The sequence below is a fragment of the Dokdonella koreensis DS-123 genome, from assembly GCF_001632775.1.
Lineage (GTDB): Bacteria > Pseudomonadota > Gammaproteobacteria > Xanthomonadales > Rhodanobacteraceae > Dokdonella > Dokdonella koreensis.
This window is the reverse complement of the sequence record NZ_CP015249.1, coordinates 2,430,800-2,449,041: the sequence shown is the minus strand read 5'-3', so window position 1 is coordinate 2,449,041 and position 18,242 is coordinate 2,430,800. Positions and strand designations below refer to the sequence as shown.

Here is an 18,242-nt window from a genome sequence, read left to right as displayed (position 1 = left end):
GGCTGAGCGGGGCGCTTTTGCTGTGTTATTCTCGGGTCGGCAGCACCCACCTTGCAGAGGCGGAACATGACAGACGACCGGCAAAGCCGATCGGGTGACAGCGGCAAGATTCTCTACTGTTCGTTCTGCGGCAAGAGTCAGCACGAAGTCCGCAAGCTGATCGCGGGTCCGTCGGTGTTCATCTGCGACGAATGCGTCGAGCTGTGCAACGACATCATCCGCGAGGAGCTCGAAGAGAAGGCGGCCAGCACCCGCAGCCACCTGCCCAAGCCGAAGGAAATCCTCGACGTACTGGACCAGTACGTGATCGGGCAGTCGCGCGCGAAGAAGGTGCTCGCCGTCGCCGTCTACAACCACTACAAGCGGATGGAGTCGCGCACCCGCAACGACGAGGTCGAGCTGGCCAAGTCGAACATCCTGCTGGTCGGGCCGACCGGTTCGGGCAAGACGCTGCTGGCCGAGACGCTGGCGCGGCTGCTGAACGTGCCGTTCACGATCGCCGACGCGACCACGCTGACCGAAGCGGGCTACGTCGGCGAGGATGTCGAGAACATCATCCAGAAGCTGCTGCAGAAGTGCGACTACGACGTCGAGAAGGCGCAGGCGGGCATCGTCTACATCGACGAGATCGACAAGATCTCGCGCAAGAGCGAGAACCCGTCGATTACGCGCGACGTTTCCGGCGAAGGCGTGCAGCAGGCGCTGCTGAAGCTGATCGAGGGCACGGTGGCGTCGGTACCGCCGCAGGGCGGGCGCAAGCATCCGCAGCAGGAGTTCCTGCAGGTGGACACCAAGAACGTGCTGTTCATCTGCGGTGGTGCGTTCGCGGGGCTGGATCGCATCATCCAGCAGCGCTCGGAGACCACCAGCATCGGCTTCAATGCCGAGGTGCGCAGCAAGAACCGCCAGCTCGACACCGGCAAGCTGCTCAGCGAGGTCCAGCCGGAAGACCTGATCCGGTTCGGCCTGATCCCCGAGTTCGTCGGCCGCCTGCCGATCGTGGCCACGCTGGAGGAGCTCGACGAGAAGGCGCTGGTGCAGATCCTGACCGAGCCGAAGAACGCGATCACCAAGCAGTTCAAGCGGATGTTCGAGATGGAGGGCGCCGAGCTGGAGTTCCGGCCCGAGGCGCTGACCGCGGTGGCGCGCAAGGCACTCAAGCGCAAGACCGGTGCGCGCGGCCTGCGGACGATCATCGAGCAGGTGCTGCTGGACACGATGTTCGACCTGCCGTCGCTCGAGCACGTCAGCAAGGTGGTCGTCGACGAGGCCGTCATCAACGGCCAGGCCGAGCCGTACCTGATCTATCGCGGGAACATGCAGACGCGCGCCGCCGCTGAATGACCCGCTCCGGGCACGGTGTTGCAAAACGCCACCGTGCCCTCACTTGACCCAACGGCAGCGTGAGTTCACGCTGCCGTTGTCGTTTCGACGACGACGAATTCCCGCTCAGGATCGAAGATGGACAAGTCCGGCAGTTCTCCCGCCTCTCCCGCCGTGCTCGAGCTTCCGGCACTGCCGCTGCGCGACGTGGTGGTCTTCCCGCACATGGTCATCCCGCTGTTCGTCGGCCGGGAGAAATCGGTGCGCGCGCTCGACGCGGCCATGGAGAGCGGCAAGCAGATCCTGCTGGTCGCCCAGCGCAGCCCCGACACCGACGATCCCCAGGCCGAGGACCTCCACGCCGTGGGCACGATCGCCACGGTGCTGCAGCTGCTGAAGCTGCCGGACGGGACGATCAAGGTCCTGGTCGAGGGCACCGACCGCGCCCAGATCGAAGGCTACAGCGAGAACAACGGGCTGACCTACGGGCATGCCCGCGTGATCGAGCCGACCTATAGCCGCAGCGAACGCGAGACCGAGGTGATCTCGCGCTCGCTGGTGGCGCAGTTCGAACAGCTGGTCAAGCTGTCGCGCAAGATTCCGCCGGAGCTGCTGGCGACGCTGTCGGGCATCGACAACCCCTCGCGCCTGGCCGACACGATCGCGGCGCACCTGTCCGTGCGGCTGGAGGACAAGCAGCGCGTGCTGGAAATGCCCGACGTGGTCGAGCGGCTCGAGACGCTGGTCGCGCTGGTGGACGGCGAGATCGACCTGCAGCAGATCGAGAAGCGCATCCGCGGCCGCGTCAAGTCGCAGATGGAGAAGAGCCAGCGCGAGTACTACCTCAACGAGCAGATGAAGGCGATCCAGAAGGAACTGGGCGATATGGACGAGGCGCCGAACGAGCTCGACGAGCTCGGCAAGCGCATCAGTCAGGCCGGCATGCCCAAGGCGATCGAGGCCAAGGCGCGCGCGGAGTTCAACAAGCTCAAGCAGATGTCGCCGATGTCGGCCGAGGCCACCGTCGTGCGCAACTACATCGACTGGATGGTCAACTCGCCCTGGAAGAAGCGCAGCAAGGTGCGCAAGGACCTGCACCTGGCCCAGGACGTGCTCGACGCCGACCATTTCGGGCTCGAGAAGGTCAAGGAGCGGATCCTGGAGTACCTGGCCGTCCAGCAGCGCGTCAACAAGATGAAGGGACCGATCCTGTGCCTGGTCGGCCCGCCGGGCGTGGGCAAGACCTCGCTCGGCCAGTCGATCGCCAAGGCGACCAACCGCAAGTTCGTGCGCATGTCGCTGGGCGGCGTGCGTGACGAAGCGGAGATCCGCGGCCATCGCCGGACCTACATCGGCTCGATGCCCGGCCGCATCATCCAGAACCTCTCCAAGGTGGGCACGCGCAATCCGCTGTTCGTCCTCGACGAGATCGACAAGATGTCGATGGACTTCCGCGGCGATCCTTCGGCGGCGCTGCTGGAAGTGCTCGATCCGGAGCAGAACCACGCCTTCAACGACCACTACCTGGAGGTCGATTTCGACCTGTCCGAGGTCATGTGGATCGCGACCGCCAATTCGCTCAACATTCCCGGCCCGCTGCTGGATCGCATGGAAGTGATCCGGATTCCCGGCTACACCGAGGAAGAGAAGATCAACATCGCGCGGCGCTACCTGGTGCCCAAGCAGCTCAAGGCCAACGGCCTCCAGGCCGAGGAGCTACAGATCGCCGAGTCGGCGATCCGCGACATCATCCGCTACTACACGCGCGAGTCGGGCGTGCGCAACCTCGATCGCGAGATCTCCAAGATCGCGCGCAAGGTCGTCAAGGAGCTCAGCCTCGCGGCCAAGCCCAAGCCGGCCGCGAAGGGCAAGGGCAAGGCCGACAAGGACAAGGCCGAGAAGGCGAAGGCGAAGCGGGCCGGCGGCAAGGCCAGCGTCACCGCGCGCAACCTCGACGACTACCTGGGCGTGCGCAAGTTCAGCTACGGACGGGCCGAGCAGCAGAACGAGGTCGGGCTCGTCACCGGCCTGGCCTGGACCGAGGTCGGCGGCGACCTGCTCAGCATCGAGGCCACCATCGTCTCGGGCAAGGGCAAGCTGATCCACACCGGCCAGCTCGGCGACGTCATGCAGGAGTCGATCCAGGCGGCTCTCTCGGTGGTGCGCGCGCGCGCCGAGCGCTTCGGCATCGATCCGGAGTTCCACCAGAAGCTCGACATCCACATCCACGTGCCCGAGGGCGCCACGCCGAAGGACGGGCCGAGCGCCGGCATCGCGATGTGCACGGCGCTGGTCTCCGCGCTGACGCGCGTACCGGTGCGCTCGGACGTGGCGATGACCGGCGAGATCACCTTGCGCGGACGCGTGCTGCCGATCGGCGGGCTCAAGGAGAAGCTGCTGGCGGCCCATCGCGGCGGCATCGCGACGGTGATCATCCCGGAAGAGAACCGCAAGGACCTGGTCGACATCCCGAAGAACGTCACCGACTCGGTCGAGATCCGGCCGGTGCGCTGGATCGACGAGGTGCTCGACATCGCGCTGGAGCGGCCGCTGTCCCCGGTCGTGCGCGCCGGCGAAGGCGAAGCCAAGCAGGAGCCCGCGCACGGCGGTCCGCCGGGCGAGGCGCCGACCCGCCCGCACTGAGCTGAGCGTCGAGGTTCCGCATGCGTCGTGCTCGGCATGGCGCATGCGAACCGCCGCTTCCCTGTAGGGGACATTGCGCATCGCCCGGCCTGTCGCGGATTCGGTCCGCGGCTTCGCGGGCGCGCCGGTTCCGCAGCGATCGCGAACGCGTCGAAGCGACGGCCGTCCGTGTCGTCGGCCGCGTGTCCGGGCCGCTTGCCCCGCGTGGCGGATCGTGGTTCCGGCACCCATTCGCGGCGTCCGTTGTCAAGCGACGACCCCATTCTTCACATGCGAAAAAGTCCGGAAAGCCTTTTATTGCTTGGCTTCGGGGGCACTGGTATAAAGGGGCCGCCGCGAACGGCCCGGTCCCTGACGGTCCGCGTTCGCGGGTCAGCGTTCCATGCGTGCTGAAGATGCCCGCCTCCGGCGATGCGCGTGATTCGCTTCCCAATCCTATGCGTTCGGGCCGCTGTTCCACGAGGGAGTGACATCTCAATGAACAAAGGTGAATTCGTTTCCGCAGTAGCTGACGCTGCCGGTCTGTCCAAGGCGGATGGCGAGCGCGCGGTCGAAGCGGTTTTCAAGGTCGTCAAGAAGGCGCTGAAGGCAGGCGACAGCGTATCTCTCGTCGGCTTCGGTACGTTCCAGGTGCGCAAGCGCGCAGCGCGCAGCGGCCGCAATCCGCGTACCGGCGACACGATCAAGATCAAGGCGTCGAAGGTACCCTCGTTCAAGGCCGGCAAGGCGCTCAAGGACGCGTTGAACTGAGAGACGCTTGCCGGGTGCTTAGCTCAGCGGTAGAGCGTCGCCCTTACAAGGCGAGGGTCGGGGGTTCGATCCCCTCAGCACCCACCATCCAGCGAAGCGGCGGCAAGGGCGGTTAGAATAAGGTCTCGCCGGACTCGAAGCGGGTTGCTCGACACCCGACTTCGCCGCCACCGTCCAGCAGGGCGCCCGCGAGGCGCCCTTGCTTTTTCCAAAGACGAAGTAACGAAACGGACTATCCCATGCTGTCGAAACTGCGCACCGCGTTGAAGAGCTGGATCGGCATCGCCGTCCTCGGCCTGATACTGATCGGCTTCTCGTTCTTCGGGATCGAGTCGTATTTCGTGAGCCAGAGCGATACCAGCGTCGCGCGGATCGGCGATCAGGAGATCAGCCAGGACCAGTTCCGCGACCGCTTCAACGACTATCGCCAGAACATGATGCGGCAGCAGGGCGAGGGCTTCGACAGCCGCGTGCTCGACTCGCCGATCGTGCGCCGCCAGGTGCTCGACACGATGATCGACGAGCACACGATTATCGCCGCCAACGAGAAGCTCGGCGTGCGCGTGCCCGACCAGCGCGTGGCCGAGGAGATCGCGGCCATTCCGGCGTTCCAGGTCGACGGGGTCTTCAACCAGGACCAGTACCGCGCCGTGCTCAGCATGCAAGGCCTCAGCTCGCGGGCGCTCGAGCAGGACATCCGCACCGGCATGGCCACGCGCGAAGTGCCGATGCAGCTGTACACGACCAGCTTCGTGACCGGCGCCGAGGTCGACGCCTATCTGCGCCTGCGCGAGCAGAAGCGCGACTTCGGTTTCGTGCGGATCGACAAGCCGGCCGACGCCGGCAGCGAGCCGGTCACCGACGAAGAGGTCAAGACCTACTACGAGGCCAACCAGGCCGATTTCATGAATCCCGAGCAGGTGGCGGTGGAGTACATCGAACTCGACGCCGCCAAGCTCAAGGTCGACCTCGACCCGAGCGAATCCACGCTGCGCGAGCGCTACGAGAAGGAGAAGTCGCGCTTCACGACCGAGGAACAGCGCCTGGCGTCGCACATCCTGGTCAAGGTCGGCGGCAGCGGCAGCCCGGACGACCAGAAGCAGGCACTGACGAAGGCCGAAGGCCTCGTCAAGCAGGTCCGCGAGGGCAAGTCCTTCGCCGACCTGGCCAAGGCGGAGTCGGAGGACCTGGGCTCGCGCAACCAGGGCGGTGACCTGGGCTGGCTCGAGAAGGGCATGACCGATCCGGCGTTCGAGACCGCGCTGTTCGCGCTCGAGCCCAAGACGGTGTCCGAGCCGGTGCTCGGCGCCGACGGCTACCACATCATCGAGCTGCGCGAGACGCGGCCGGGCGCGATCCGCAGCTTCGAGGACGTGAGTACCGAGCTGGCGGCCGAATACGTCGAGACCGAGCGCGAGCGCGTCTACAACGAGAAGTCCGGCCGGCTGGTGGACCTGGTCTACCAGGACCCGTCCTCGCTGCAGGCCGCGGCCGAGGATGCCGGGGTGGAGGTGGCCAGGACCGGCCTGTTCTCGCGTGCCGGCGGCGCCGAAGGCCTCGCGGCCAATCCGGCGGTCGTCAAGGCGGCGTTTTCCGACGCGGTGATGATCGAGGGCAACAACTCCGAAGCCATCGACCTGGGCCCCAACCACATCGCCTTCGTCCGCGTGGCCGAGCGCAAGCCCGCCGAAGCCAAGCCGCTGGCCGAGGTCACCGGCCAGATCAAGGAGCGCATCGTCGCCGAGCGGCTGGCCGGCGCGGCCAAGAGCCGCGCCGACGCGCTGTTCGCGCGGCTCGAGAAGGGCGAATCCCTGGCCGACCTGGCCAAGGAGCTGGGCACCGAGGTCAGCGAGCAGAAGGGCATCGGCCGCAATGCGGTCAACCTCGACGCGGCGCTGGTGCAGGCAGTGTTCGCAATGCCGCGCGTGACCGAGGGCAAGCCGGCGTTCCGGTCTGTCGCGCTCGGCGGCGACGCCTATGCGCTGGTCCAGCTCGAGCAGGTCGTCGACGGCGATCCGTCGACGCTCGACGCTCCTACGCGCGATGCCGCGCGCACCACCTTGCAGCAGGGCACCGGCTACCTGGCCGCGCGCGACTTCGTCGCGGCGCTGCGCCGGGAGGTCAAGCCGGTCGTCAACGAAAAGAACCTCAACTGACGCCCGCCGGTCATCCGACACGAAAGGCCGCCTTCGGGCGGCCTTTCGCGTTTGGCTACCTCGGACTGCGGCGTGATCGAGACGGCACGCTGCCGTCGCGAATGCGCGAATGCGGCGCTCGGTTGTCCGGCCACACCGAGGGGACATGGGGTTGGCCGCCGGCCGCGGCTCCGGCGCGTGGCGGCTACGGCGGGCCGATCAGGATGCGGTCGCCGGGGCGCAGCACGGCGCCGGCGCCGATCGCGTTCCAGCGCAGCAACTGGGCGAGCTTGACGCCGTAGCGGCGGGCGATCGCGCCGAGCGTGTCGCCGCTGCGCACCAGATGGGTCTGTCCGGCGGCGGCCGCCGTTTCGGGACGGTCGGCGGTCTCGCGGCCCGGCAACAGCACGCGCGCGCCGTCGGCGATGCGCGCATCGTCGTCGACGCCATTGGCCAGTGCGACGACCGCCACCGGCGCACCGGCGGCGTCGGCGAGGCTGGCCACGTCGGTCGCGTGGCGGGTACGCAGCTCGCGCCAGTCCGCCCACAGCCCGGCCGGCAACTGGTCGGCCGCCTGCCGGAAGCGCTCGGCGTTCTGCGCCGGCAGCAGCAGGCGCAGCGGCGCTTCCGCGCCGATGTGTGATCGCCGATGGCCGGCATTGAACCGGCCGAATGCGGTGGGTTCGATCGCAGCCAGCTTCGAGGCGACGCGCAGGTCGATCGTGCGCGACAGCGCCACCGGCGCCAGGCGGTCGTCGGGACCCGGCGTCGGCAGCTGGACACCGAAGCGTGTCGGATCGTCGATGACGCAGGCCAGCGCCATCAGCTTGTCCAGGTGTTCGTGGGTCGTGCGGCTCAACGCGAGATTGGCCAGCTCGGTGCGCGACAGGCGGCGCTCGCCCGGCGCATCGAGCAGCTTGGCGACGCGGAACTCGCCGGCGTTGAAGGCCATGTTGGCCAGCCGCCAGTCGCCGAACTTCTCTTCGTACAGCGCGATCAGGTCCAGGCTGGCGCGCGTCGAGTCGATGGCGTCGAGGCGGCCGTCGTAGTCGGCGGCGACGCGCACGCCGCGACCGCGCGCGGTCGCGGCCGTCAGCTGCCACATGCCGGCCGGCCCGTCGCCACGGCCGGCGACGGGCCGGTAGTGGCTTTCCACGTACGGCAGGAACACGAACTCGGTCGGCAGCTTCCGCTTCTCGACCTCGTCGAGCACCAGCAGCACGAACGGCATCGCCTGTTTCCAGGAATCGGCGAAGCGGCCCGGCGAGGCGGTGTAGCGATGCGCCCAGTGCAGCGTCTCCGGGCCATGGTTGCAGCCGTGCATCGCGAGGCCGTCACGGATCCGCTGCCACGGCGAGGCCTGCTCCTCGGCGGGTGGCGGATGCGCGGCCGGGCGCGGGGTCGTCGTGGCGGTGGGCGCCGGTGCGTCCGTCGCCGGCGGCGGGACCGGCGGCTGCGGCGCGGGCGCGTGCCGCGGAACGGTCGCGCAGGCACCGAGGCTGAGCGCAAGCACGGCCGTGAGGCAATGCGCGGCCCTCACGTATCCATCGCCCTGAAGCCGTCCTTGCGTGCGCGCAGCGTGGCGAAGCGGGCCGTGCGCGAACCGCGGGCGTCGCCGTCGAGCGCGGACGCGACCGCAGGGGCATCCACGCGCAGGAACGGGTTGCAGCGCTTCTCGCTGGCGAGATCAATCGGCAGCGTCGGGTGCCCGCCGCCGCGCAGCCGGCGCGCCTGGTCCAGCCGCGCTGCCAGGTCCGCGTTGCCGGGCTCGATCGTGCGCGCGAACGCACCATTGGCCAGCGTGTATTCGTGTCCGCAGCACACCTGGGTGGTGTCGGGGAGCGCGGCCAGGCGATCCAGCGAGGCGAGCATCTGTTCGGCACTGCCTTCGAACAGCCGGCCGCAGCCGAGGCTGAACAGCGTGTCGCCGCAGAACAGGAAGCCCTCGCCGACGTAGGCGACGTGGCTGCGCGTATGCCCGGGAACGGCCAGGACCTCGAAGCGGGCGGCCGGCGCCGATAGCGTGACGACCGCGCCGTCACCGACGCGATGGTCCGCCGCGATGCGCTCGTCGTCCGGCGCGTAGACCGGGACCGTGCCGTCGCCGAGCAGGTCGGCGACGCCGCCGGTGTGGTCGGCGTGGTGATGGGTGAGCAGGATCGCCCGCAATCGCAGGTGCTCGCGGCGCAGTGCGGCGCGCACCGGCGCGGCGTCGCCGGGATCGACGGCGAGCGCGTTGCCGTCCCGGTCGGCCAGCAACCAGATGTAGTTGTCGACGAAGGCCGGAACGGCCAGCAGGCGCAGTGCATTCATGAGCCGCCGGACTATAAAGGATCGATTTGCCCGGCAAAGTTAAGGCGAAGTTAGCGACGGTGATGACCCAGCCGCGGACGCATTCGCTACACTCACGCCTTTCCGATTCCCAGGTCGCCCGTCTCGACGATGACGCACCGCAACGCCAGCATCTTCGCGCGGCCCGAGCTGGCCGCGCTGGCACGCGACGAGCTGGCCCTGCTGCCGGTCTATGCGCGGCGCCAGCCGAGCTGTCGCGCGCTGATCGTCTATCCGCACGTCAGCGCACGCGCGCTGCCGCTGGATCTGCCGGCGTGGCAGGTGACGCGCCTGCATGTCGAGGACGGCCGCCTGCAGGGCGACAGCAGCTGCGAGCCGGACCACCTGCCGTGGCCCGAGGACAGCTTCGACCTGGTGCAGGTGCAGCATGCGGCCGATGTCCTGGAGCCGATCGAGGCCTTCGTCGACGAGATCGGACGCGTGCTGCGCCCCGGCGGCGTCGTGCTCTGGTCGGGTCTCAACGCGCTGGGATCGTGGCGGTCGTGGTGCCGTCTGCGCAGCGGCGCCTCGCTGCCGCTGCTGCCGGCCGGTGCCTTGCGCCGCCTGCTGGACCGCAGCGGCCTGGCGATCGAGGATTCCTACCACGTGGGCCGGTTCTGGCCGCGCAGTGCCGCCGCCGGTGATCGCGCCGCTTCGGCGGTCGACGTGTTCCGGGCCGCCTGGGTGCTGGCCGCGCGCAAGCGGCGCGCGAACCTGACGCTGCTGGCCCGGCGCAACGTCCGGCCGGCGGTTCCGGCCCGCCTGGCGGCCGTACCGAGCCGCCGCGCCTGCGCATGAGTACGGAAGGCGCGTTGAGCGAGGTGGAGGTCTTCACCGACGGCGCCTGTCTGGGCAATCCCGGGCCCGGCGGCTGGGGCGCGCTGCTGCGCCGTGGCGCGACCGAGCGCGAGCTTTCGGGAGGCGAGGCGGCCACCACCAACAACCGCATGGAGCTGATGGCGGCGATTCGCGGACTGGAGGCGCTGACGCGGCCCTGCCGGGTCACGCTGTATACCGATTCGCAGTACGTGCAGCGCGGCATCGAGGAATGGCTGCCGCGCTGGCAGGCACGTGGCTGGAAGACCAGCGACGGCAAGCCGGTCAAGAACCGCGACCTGTGGGAACGGCTGGCCGCGGCCTGCCAGCCGCACCGGCTGCGCTGGCAGTGGGTGCGCGGGCACGCCGGCCATGTCGAGAACGAGCGTGTCGACCAGCTGGCGCGAGCGGCCGCGCTGGCGATCCGCGACGGCCGGGAAAGCGCATGAGACAGATCGTCCTGGATACCGAGACCACCGGTCTGGAGGTCAACAAGGGCCACCGGCTGATCGAGATCGGCTGCATCGAGCTGGCCGAGCGCCGGCCGACCGGTCGCAGCTTCCACCGCTACCTGAATCCGGATCGCGCGATCGACGAGGGCGCCAAGGCGGTGACCGGCATCGAGGACGAGTTCCTGCTCGACAAGCCGCGCTTCCATGAAATCGCCGGGGAGTTCATCGCGTTCGTCGACGGCGCCGAGGTGATCGCCCACAACGCCAGCTTCGACGTCGGCTTCATCAACGCCGAGCTGGCACTGGCCGGCATCGGCGGAACGATCCAGCAGCGCGTGCAGGTGATCGACACGCTGCAGCTGGCGCGCGAGATGTGGCCCGGCCAGCGCAACGGCCTGGATGCGCTCTGCAAGCGGTTGGGCGTCGACAACAGCCACCGCGAGCTGCACGGCGCCTTGCTCGACGCGCAGCTGCTGGCCGACGTCTACCTGGCGATGACGGCGGGGCAGGGCGATCTCGGCTTCGCGAGCGAGGCATCGCCTGCCGGTGTCGCGCGGCGCGAGCGCACCCTGGTCGTGATTCCGCTGCGCGTGCAGCGTGCCGATCCGGACGAGGCCGCCAGCCACGCGGCGCGGCTGGCGGCGATCGAGAAGGCCGGTAAGGCGCCGAGCCTGTGGACGCAGCTCGGCTGGGATTGAACGCCATTGCCGCGCCGCCGGCCTCCACGGGAAGGCCGGCGGCGAACGGGACGCGTCAGAAGCGCAGTCGCAGGCCGATCCGGTAGCGGCGCGGCGCGCCCGGGGCGACGAACAGCGCCTCGGCCGAATCCTCCGGATCCACGTGCGGGCGCAGCAGCTCGCCGTTCGGCAGCACGTCCTCGCCGATCATGCCGAAGGTCTCGTAGCGGCGGTCGAACACGTTGTCGATGCCGGCGGTGAACTCCAGCCGGTCACTGGTGCGCCAGCGGCCGTGCAGGTTGACGATCGTGAAACCGCCGGTCTTCCAGTCGCGCGAACGCGAGCCTTCGACTTCCTCGGTCATGCCGCCGTCCTCGTTGCCGCTGGCGATCAGGTCCGACTGGGTGATCAGGTCGGCACCGAACGTCAACCGCGGCGTCGGCTTCCAGTCGGCGCCGAGCTTGAAGGTGTGCTTGGGCAGGCCGGCCAGGCGCATGCCCGGCTCGATGCGGACCGTACGCTCGCCCGACAGCAGCTCGCCGTGCGCCTCGTAGGTCGCCTCGAGCCAGCTGTAGCCCAGATGCCATTCGACCAGGCCCAGGTCCTGGTGCACGGTCAGGTCCACACCCTGGTGGCGCGTGCGGTCGAAGTTCGCGAAGTAGCCCTGCTGCGTATTGGGCGCGCGCAGGAACAGGATGTCGTCGCGATTGGTGGTGCGATAGGCCGAGGCCGACACGTAGGTGTGCTCGCCGGGCGACCAGCGCAGGCCCACCTCGCCCGAGCGCGAGACCACCTGCGCCAGGTACGGATCGCCCTGCAGCCCGGTCGGCAGCCGGCACGGCTCCTCCGGGTCGGCGCAGCCCAGCTCCATCACGGTCGGCGCGCGGTTGCTCTGCGAGACGCTGGCGTAGGCGGTCCAGTCGCCGAAGCCGTGCGTGATGCCGAGGAACGGGTTGGCCTTGGTATAGGTGAAGCGCTCGCGCGGACGCTCGCCGTCCTCGGCGGTGCTGAGCGTGTTGGCGACGCGGCTGCGGTTCCAGCGCAGCGAGCCGGTCACGAAGGTGCGCTCGCCGACCTGCCAGTGATCGCTGGCGAACACGCTGTAGGCGGTCGCGTTGCCGCGCACGCCCGAGAAGAACTCGCGTTCCTCGGCCGGATCGCCGTAGATCACGCGCGTGTCCTCGTCGAGCCAGCCGAGCTGCTCGTACTGCTTGTAGTCGACCTTGCTGTGGTCCCAGGTCGCGCCGACGACGACGCGGTGCCGGCCGAACTGGCGATCGAGATTGAGCGCGGCGCCGTAGGCGTCCTGATCCAGGTGGGTGCCGTTGAAGACGCCGTTGTGCAGCGCCGCGCCTTCCTCGCGCGTGTACTCGCAGTCGTCGTCGAGCGGATTGCCGTCAGCGTCGAAGCCGTCCTCGCATTCCTCGACGTACTCCTCGTACTCGCCGTTGATGTCGCCGTTGACGGTGTCGCGCTTGCCGTTGCGGACATAGGCGAGCGCAGAGACCAGGGTGTCGTCGTTGAACCAGTGGCCGACGTGCGAGGCGATCTGGGTCTGCCGGTTCTCGGTCTGGTCCGGCGCCGTGTAGATCGAGCGGCGGTCGTCCTGGTAGAGCCCGCCCTCGCGCTCGCCGTCCTCGTAGCGCCAGCTCGGCAGCAGGCCGTTGCCGATCAGCTTGCTGCGGCCGCCGAGGATCGAGACGTCCCATTCGGTGGTCGCGGTGCTGCGGCCGAACTTCGCGAACACGGTGCCCAGATGGCCCTTGGACTGGTCGCGCCAGCCGTCCTCGTCGAAGCCGGTCACCGCGGCGAATGCATGCCAGCCGTCGGCGTTGTTCCAGCCCCAGGCGAGATCGGCACGCTTGCGCGAATCGCTGCCGAACGAAAGATCGGCGGTGAAGCCCGGCGCCGTCAGGCCTGATTGCGTCGTGAACGCCAGCGCGCCGCCGAGCGTGTTCGGACCGAACAGCGCATCGGAGCCGGGCACCACGGTCAGCGAACGGATCGCCGCCTCCGGCATCATGTCCCAGCTGATGATGTCGCCGAACGGCTCGTTGACGCGGATGCCGTCCAGGTACACCGAGATGCCCTGCGCCGCGCCGAGCGTGGCCGAGGCCCGGTAGCCGTGGAAGGTCAGGTCGCCCTGGAACGGACTGCCCTGTACCTCGTTGATGTTCACGCCGGTCAGGCGCTGGGTCATGAAGCGGATCAGGTTGTCGGCGCCGGACGCGCGGATCGTCTCGGCGTCGGCGGCTTGCGAGGCATACGGCAGCGTGTCGCGGTCGATGGTCGTGCCGGGCAGCGGGCTCGGCGTGATCGCCTCGACCGTCGGCAGGCGCGGCAGCGGCTCCTCGCCGGCTGGTGCCTGCGCGTGGAGCGGGGCGAAGGGCAGCAGGGCCGTGGCGAGCGCCAGCGCCAGCGCCGAACGCGGGCCGGGCCCGTGGCGTGCCGGTGCCGGCCGGCCGCCGGGTGGCGCTGCGTGCGTGCGGATGCCGGCCTGCTGCATCGGGCCGGAGCGCGCGGCGTGGCATGGGTTGGACTTGACGGAACGTGCAAGCATGGTCTCTTCTCCCCTCGGTAGGTCGGTAGTCAGCGCGTACGCTGCGATCCGTTGTCGTTGTGGTTCGGGTCTTGCGGTTCGTCTGATCGGGTGCTTCGGGAAAACTTCCTGCGTTGCTGGCGTGCGGAGACGTCGATGGACATGTCGCGCTTTCTAATGGGACGGATCGCCGCGGTGTCTGCGGCGATCTTTTTCGCGGCGCTGCTGTTCGCGCTGTGGCGGGCCCAGTTCGACGTCGAGCTGGAAGAGCGCGGTGCCGCCGATGTCGCCCGTGCGTTCGAGCACCTGAGCGCATTGCAGGACGAGCCGCCGGAAGGCCTGGATGCGCATGTGGCGGCGCTGCGCGAGATCGTCGGCTCGGACCGGATGCGGCATCTGCAGCTGCGCCTGGCCGATGCGACCGGGCGCGAGCTGATCGGGCCGCCGCCGCCCGCGGCGCCGTCCTGGCTCGAGCGGGCGTTCGTGGCGCTGCTGCCGCCCGAATCGGCCCAGGCCAATGCGGCGACCTGGGTGATCCGGCGCGACGAAGGCGTGCGGTTCGTCGCCACCTTCATGCTGAACCCGGCCAGCGAGCAGGAGGAGGCGCTGGACGACACGCTGGGCCTGCTCGGCACCTTGCTCGGCTACGGAGTGCTGACCCTGATGGCGGTGTTCTGGGCGCTGCGCCGTGCGCTGGCCCCGTTGCAGCCGATCCACACCGCGATCGGGCACTACCGCGATGCCGACTACGCCTGGCGCGTGCCGCCATTGCCGATGCGCGAGCTCGACGCCGTCGGCCAGGCGCTCAACCACATGGCCGGCGCGCTCGCGCAGGCGCAGGAAGCCCGGCGCACGCTCAGCCTCAAGCTGCTCGGCGTGCAGGAAGAGGAGCGCACCTACATCGCGCGCGAGCTGCACGACGAGCTCGGCCAGGTGCTGACCGCGATGCGTGCCGACATCGCCTGGCTGCAGCGCCGCGCCGACGGTACGCCGGACGTGCAGGACGTGGTCGGCGGTCTCGCCGCGTCCTGCGGCCGCCTGCACGAGGGTGTCAGCGACCTGCTCGATCGCCTGCGCCCGCAGGGCGGACGCGACGGTGACGGTCCGGTGCCGCTGCACGGTCTGCTCGAGAGCCTGCTGCAGGGCTGGCGCGATCGTCCCGGCCAGGATGCGGTGCTGTCGCTGGCCTACGATGCGCGGGTCGAGCCGCTCGGCGACGAGCTGGCATTGACGATCTATCGCATGACGCAGGAGGCACTGACCAACGCGATGCGCTACTCGGGCGCGCGGCGCATCGAGGTGACGCTGGGACTCGACCGGGAAGGGCGCCTGCGCTGGCAGGTGGAGGACGACGGCGTCGGCATCGACGCGCTCGATCGCGCGATCCACCGCGGCAACGGCCTGGCAGGCATCAGCGAGCGTGTCTGGGCGCACCACGGCGAGATCGAGATCCAGCCGCGCACGGCCGATCCGCAGCGGCCGGGCGCGCGGCTGTCGGCGCGGTTTCCGAGGAGCGGCCGGCGCACGGACTGAAGGCGGCCGGTTCGCGTCGGCCGGCAGCGGCGTCGATCGAAAAGGAGCGGTTCCATCGCCTGCGAGAGCGGCGGGCGTCGTCGCCGGCACGCGACGGTATCCCGCGCATGCCGGCGTGTACGGCGTCGGCGCGTCAGATCGGCGCACCGGCGCTGTCGGGCAGCAGGCCATGGGACACCGCGTAGCGATGCATGTCGAGGGAACTGCCCAGCCCGGTCTTCTTGCGGATCGAGGTCTGGTAGTTGGCCGCGGTCTTGAAGCTCATGCGGGCCTGGTTTGCGACCTCCTCGACGCTCAGCCCGCGCGCCAGCAGCAGGAAGATGTCCAGCTCGCGCGCGCTCAGCGTCAGATGCGGCAACGGTACGCGCCGGGCCTTCTGCCGGATTTCCTCTTCCAGTGCATCGGGCAGGCTGCGCTGGCCGGCGGCGATGTCGCGCACGGCGGTGACCAGCGATTCGGGCGGGCTGCTCTTGGTCAGGTAGCCGCGCGCGCCCAGGCGCATGGCCTGGGCGGCCAGCGCGGGGCTCTCGTGCATCGTGAAGACCAGGACCTGCAGGTGCGGCGCGCGCGCGCGCAGGCGCTGCAGGGTCTCCATGCCGGCCCGGCCGGGCATCGACAGGTCCAGGATCAGGATGTCGGCCGCGTGCGTGGTCAGCCATTCGCAGGCGCTGTCGCCGTCGCCGAACTCGGCGACCACTTCGAAGCCGTCCTCCAGTTCCAGCAGGCGGCGGTAGCCGGTGCGCACGACCGCATGGTCGTCGGCGATGGCGATTCTCAAGGCGGACATGCACGCTCCCATGGAATGGAAAAAGGGAGGTGATTGTCCGAACGGCCGCTGCGGGCCACAACCGGCCGTGATGTCGCGGCGTGCAGGCTGCTGCGTTGCGTCGGGAAAAATTCCCGGATACTGCGAGCGGTGGATCCAGTCGTTGTCGGGAAATCCCGCGGGCTGGAGTCCGGCCGTTCGCGGGGGCGCATTACATCGGGGTCTCGCTAGGGCGCATCGAAGCGGCTTCTCGCTGGGGCGGTCAGGCGGTGGAGCAGCGTGCCGGGCGTGGAAAAGATCCTGCCCGGTGAACGAACCGATGCGCCGGGCGCGCGATCGCGGCCCGGCGCATCGAGAGCGGTCCGGCGCTCAGTCCTTGAGGACGCCGGACGCCTTGGCGATGTGCGTGGCGATCGCGTCCATCAGCGGCGGCGACAGGCAGTCGTACGGTTCGAGCCCGAGCTCGCGCAGGCGTGCGCGCACGGCGCCCATGTTCTCCGGCCGCGCGCCCGATTCGATGATCGAGGAGACGAAGGCCGCGAAGCCCGGTGCCGCCCAGCCGCTTTCGGGCGACAGCTCGGTGTGCACGAAGTCCAGGCCGTAGAACGGGTGGTTCTTGTTCTCGATGCGTCCGTACATGTGCACGCCGCAGCCGGTGCAGGCGTGGCGCTGGATCGTCGCGGAAGGGTCGACGATCTTGAGCTTGTCGCCGTTCTCGACGACGCTGACGGCATCGCGCGAAACCACCGCGACGACCGAGAACAGCGCGCCGTCGGGCTTCCAGCACTTGGTGCAGCCGCAGGCATGGTTGTGCGCGGTCTGCGCGCCGATCTTCACCTTGACCGGGTTCTGCGTGCACTTGCAGACCAGCGTGCCGCCGGCGAAGTTCTCCGCAGCCGGCTTGATGCCGTTGTCGACCGACGGGTGGATTGAAACTGTCATGGTGGCTCCCTCTTTCGTGGTTCTTGCGGTGCGTGGTGGTTTTCGTTCGCGGGGCGTCGGTCGACGGGGCCGGCGCCGCGCGGCGCCGGCCTTCGTCGCGCGCGTTCAGTATTTGATGACCGAGCGGATCACCTTGCCTTCGTGCATCAGGTGGAATGCCTCGTTGATCTCCTCGAGCGGCAGCACCTCGGTGACGAACTCGTCGATCTTGATCTCGCCGGCGAGGTAGCGATCGACATAGCCGGGCAGCTGCGAGCGTCCCTTGACGCCGCCGAACGCCGAGCCGCGCCAGACGCGTCCGGTGACCAGTTGGAACGGCCGGGTCGAGATCTCCTGGCCCGCGCCGGCGACGCCGATGATCACCGACTCGCCCCAGCCCTTGTGGCAGCACTCCAGCGCGGAGCGCATCACGTTGACGTTGCCGATGCACTCGAACGAGAAGTCCACGCCGCCGTCGGTCAGGTCGACGATGACCTGCTGGATCGGCGTGTCCGGGTAGTCCCTGGGATTGACGAAATCGGTCGCGCCCAGCGCCTTGGCCATCTCCCACTTCGACGGATTCATGTCGACCGCGATGATCCGCGAGGCCTTGGCCATCACCGCGCCCTGCACGCAGGACAGGCCGATGCCGCCGAGGCCGAAGACCGCCACCGTGTCGCCCGGCTTGACCTTGGCGGTGTTGAGCACCGCGCCGATGCCGGTGGTGATGCCGCAGCCGAGCAGGCAGACCTTGTCCAGTGGTGCGGCCGGGTTGATCTTGGCGACGGCGATCTCCGGCAGCACGGTGTACTCGGAGAACGTGCTCGTTCCCATGTAGTGCAGCAGCGGCTTGCCCTGGTACGAGAAGCGCGAGGTGCCGTCCGGCATCAGGCCCTTGCCCTGGGTGGCGCGGATCGCCTGGCACAGGTTGGTCTTGCCGGACAGGCAGAACTTGCAGGCGCCGCATTCGGGCGTGTAGAGCGGAATCACGTGGTCGCCCGGCTTGACGCTCGTCACGCCGGCACCGACCTCGCGGACGATGCCGCCCCCCTCGTGCCCGAGGATCACCGGGAACAGACCTTCGGGATCGGCCCCGGACATCGTGAAGGCGTCGGTGTGGCACACGCCCGTTGCGACGATCTGGACCAGGACCTCTCCGGCGCGCGGGCCGGCGAGGTCGACTTCCTCGATCTGGAGATCTTTACCGGCCTCCCAGGCCACGGCGGCTCTTGTCTTCATTACGTTCTCAGCTCCGGAATTCTTGCGGATGAACACGATCGGCGAAGCCGGCATGCCGGCTACGGCCATTGCTACAGCACTGTGCGTGCCAACTGTCCCGGCATGCAAACAACGCCA

The 18,242-nt window shown here is 69.0% G+C and carries 14 protein-coding genes and 1 tRNA gene; 9 read left to right on the top strand and 6 right to left on the bottom strand.

Annotated elements, in window-relative coordinates; genetic code table 11:
• The first annotated feature begins 66 nt into the window (after positions 1-66).
• From clpX to I596_RS09935, 5 genes are all read left to right on the top strand, one after another.
• Positions 67-1,344, top strand: a complete 1,278-nt coding sequence (gene clpX, locus I596_RS09955) for an ATP-dependent Clp protease ATP-binding subunit ClpX (RefSeq protein WP_067647178.1) — start codon at positions 67-69, stop codon at positions 1,342-1,344.
• A 117-nt stretch (positions 1,345-1,461) separates the two neighbouring features.
• On the top strand, positions 1,462-3,966 hold the full coding sequence (gene lon, locus I596_RS09950; RefSeq protein WP_067647175.1) for an endopeptidase La: 2,505 nt from the start codon (positions 1,462-1,464) through the stop codon (positions 3,964-3,966).
• Between the two features lie 477 nt (positions 3,967-4,443).
• Positions 4,444-4,716, top strand: a complete 273-nt coding sequence (locus tag I596_RS09945) for an HU family DNA-binding protein (RefSeq protein WP_067647173.1) — start codon at positions 4,444-4,446, stop codon at positions 4,714-4,716.
• 12 nt (positions 4,717-4,728) lie between these two features.
• A tRNA-Val gene (locus I596_RS09940) sits at positions 4,729-4,803 on the top strand.
• A gap of 152 nt (positions 4,804-4,955) precedes the next feature.
• Positions 4,956-6,872: a SurA N-terminal domain-containing protein gene (locus tag I596_RS09935; protein WP_067647170.1), complete on the top strand. Its 1,917-nt coding sequence runs from the start codon at positions 4,956-4,958 to the stop codon at positions 6,870-6,872.
• A gap of 184 nt (positions 6,873-7,056) precedes the next feature.
• On the opposite strand, the gene I596_RS09930 is transcribed toward I596_RS09935, so the two are convergent.
• The gene (locus I596_RS09930) at positions 7,057-8,391 is read right to left on the bottom strand and encodes a transglycosylase SLT domain-containing protein (RefSeq protein ID WP_150132099.1); all 1,335 of its coding nucleotides are present in this window, start codon (positions 8,389-8,391) and stop codon (positions 7,057-7,059) included.
• A complete protein-coding gene (gene gloB / locus I596_RS09925; protein WP_067651727.1) occupies positions 8,388-9,155 on the bottom strand; it encodes a hydroxyacylglutathione hydrolase in 768 nt (255 codons plus the stop codon). Before gloB ends, I596_RS09930 begins: the two co-directional genes overlap by 4 nt.
• 138 nt (positions 9,156-9,293) lie before the next feature.
• Here gloB and I596_RS09920 point away from each other — a divergent pair, with 138 nt between their 5' ends.
• Genes I596_RS09920 through dnaQ form a run of 3 tightly spaced genes read left to right on the top strand, consistent with a single transcriptional unit; the run spans position 9,294 to position 11,148 of the window.
• Positions 9,294-9,980: a methyltransferase domain-containing protein gene (locus tag I596_RS09920; protein ID WP_067647164.1), complete on the top strand. Its 687-nt coding sequence runs from the start codon at positions 9,294-9,296 to the stop codon at positions 9,978-9,980.
• A 14-nt stretch (positions 9,981-9,994) separates the two neighbouring features.
• On the top strand, positions 9,995-10,447 hold the full coding sequence (rnhA, locus tag I596_RS09915; RefSeq protein WP_067651724.1) for a ribonuclease HI: 453 nt from the start codon (positions 9,995-9,997) through the stop codon (positions 10,445-10,447).
• The gene (gene dnaQ / locus I596_RS09910; RefSeq protein ID WP_067647161.1) at positions 10,444-11,148 is read left to right on the top strand and encodes a DNA polymerase III subunit epsilon; all 705 of its coding nucleotides are present in this window, start codon (positions 10,444-10,446) and stop codon (positions 11,146-11,148) included. Before rnhA ends, dnaQ begins: the two co-directional genes overlap by 4 nt.
• A gap of 55 nt (positions 11,149-11,203) precedes the next feature.
• Here dnaQ and I596_RS09905 read toward each other — a convergent pair whose 3' ends face one another.
• The gene (locus I596_RS09905) at positions 11,204-13,687 is read right to left on the bottom strand and encodes a TonB-dependent receptor (RefSeq protein ID WP_223303807.1); all 2,484 of its coding nucleotides are present in this window, start codon (positions 13,685-13,687) and stop codon (positions 11,204-11,206) included.
• A 135-nt stretch (positions 13,688-13,822) separates the two neighbouring features.
• Here I596_RS09905 and I596_RS09900 point away from each other — a divergent pair, with 135 nt between their 5' ends.
• On the top strand, positions 13,823-15,199 hold the full coding sequence (locus I596_RS09900) for an ATP-binding protein (protein ID WP_150132098.1): 1,377 nt from the start codon (positions 13,823-13,825) through the stop codon (positions 15,197-15,199).
• 133 nt (positions 15,200-15,332) lie between these two features.
• Here I596_RS09900 and I596_RS09895 read toward each other — a convergent pair whose 3' ends face one another.
• The 3 genes from I596_RS09895 to I596_RS09885 form a co-directional block, all read right to left on the bottom strand.
• Positions 15,333-15,986 carry a response regulator transcription factor gene (locus I596_RS09895; protein ID WP_067647155.1) on the bottom strand — a complete coding sequence of 218 codons (654 nt, stop codon included), beginning with the start codon at positions 15,984-15,986 and terminating at the stop codon, positions 15,333-15,335.
• Between the two features lie 348 nt (positions 15,987-16,334).
• The gene (gene gfa / locus I596_RS09890; RefSeq protein WP_067647152.1) at positions 16,335-16,907 is read right to left on the bottom strand and encodes an S-(hydroxymethyl)glutathione synthase; all 573 of its coding nucleotides are present in this window, start codon (positions 16,905-16,907) and stop codon (positions 16,335-16,337) included.
• Positions 16,908-17,012: 105 nt separating this feature from the next.
• On the bottom strand, positions 17,013-18,125 hold the full coding sequence (locus I596_RS09885; protein WP_067647149.1) for an S-(hydroxymethyl)glutathione dehydrogenase/class III alcohol dehydrogenase: 1,113 nt from the start codon (positions 18,123-18,125) through the stop codon (positions 17,013-17,015).
• Between the last annotated feature and the right edge of the window lie 117 nt (positions 18,126-18,242).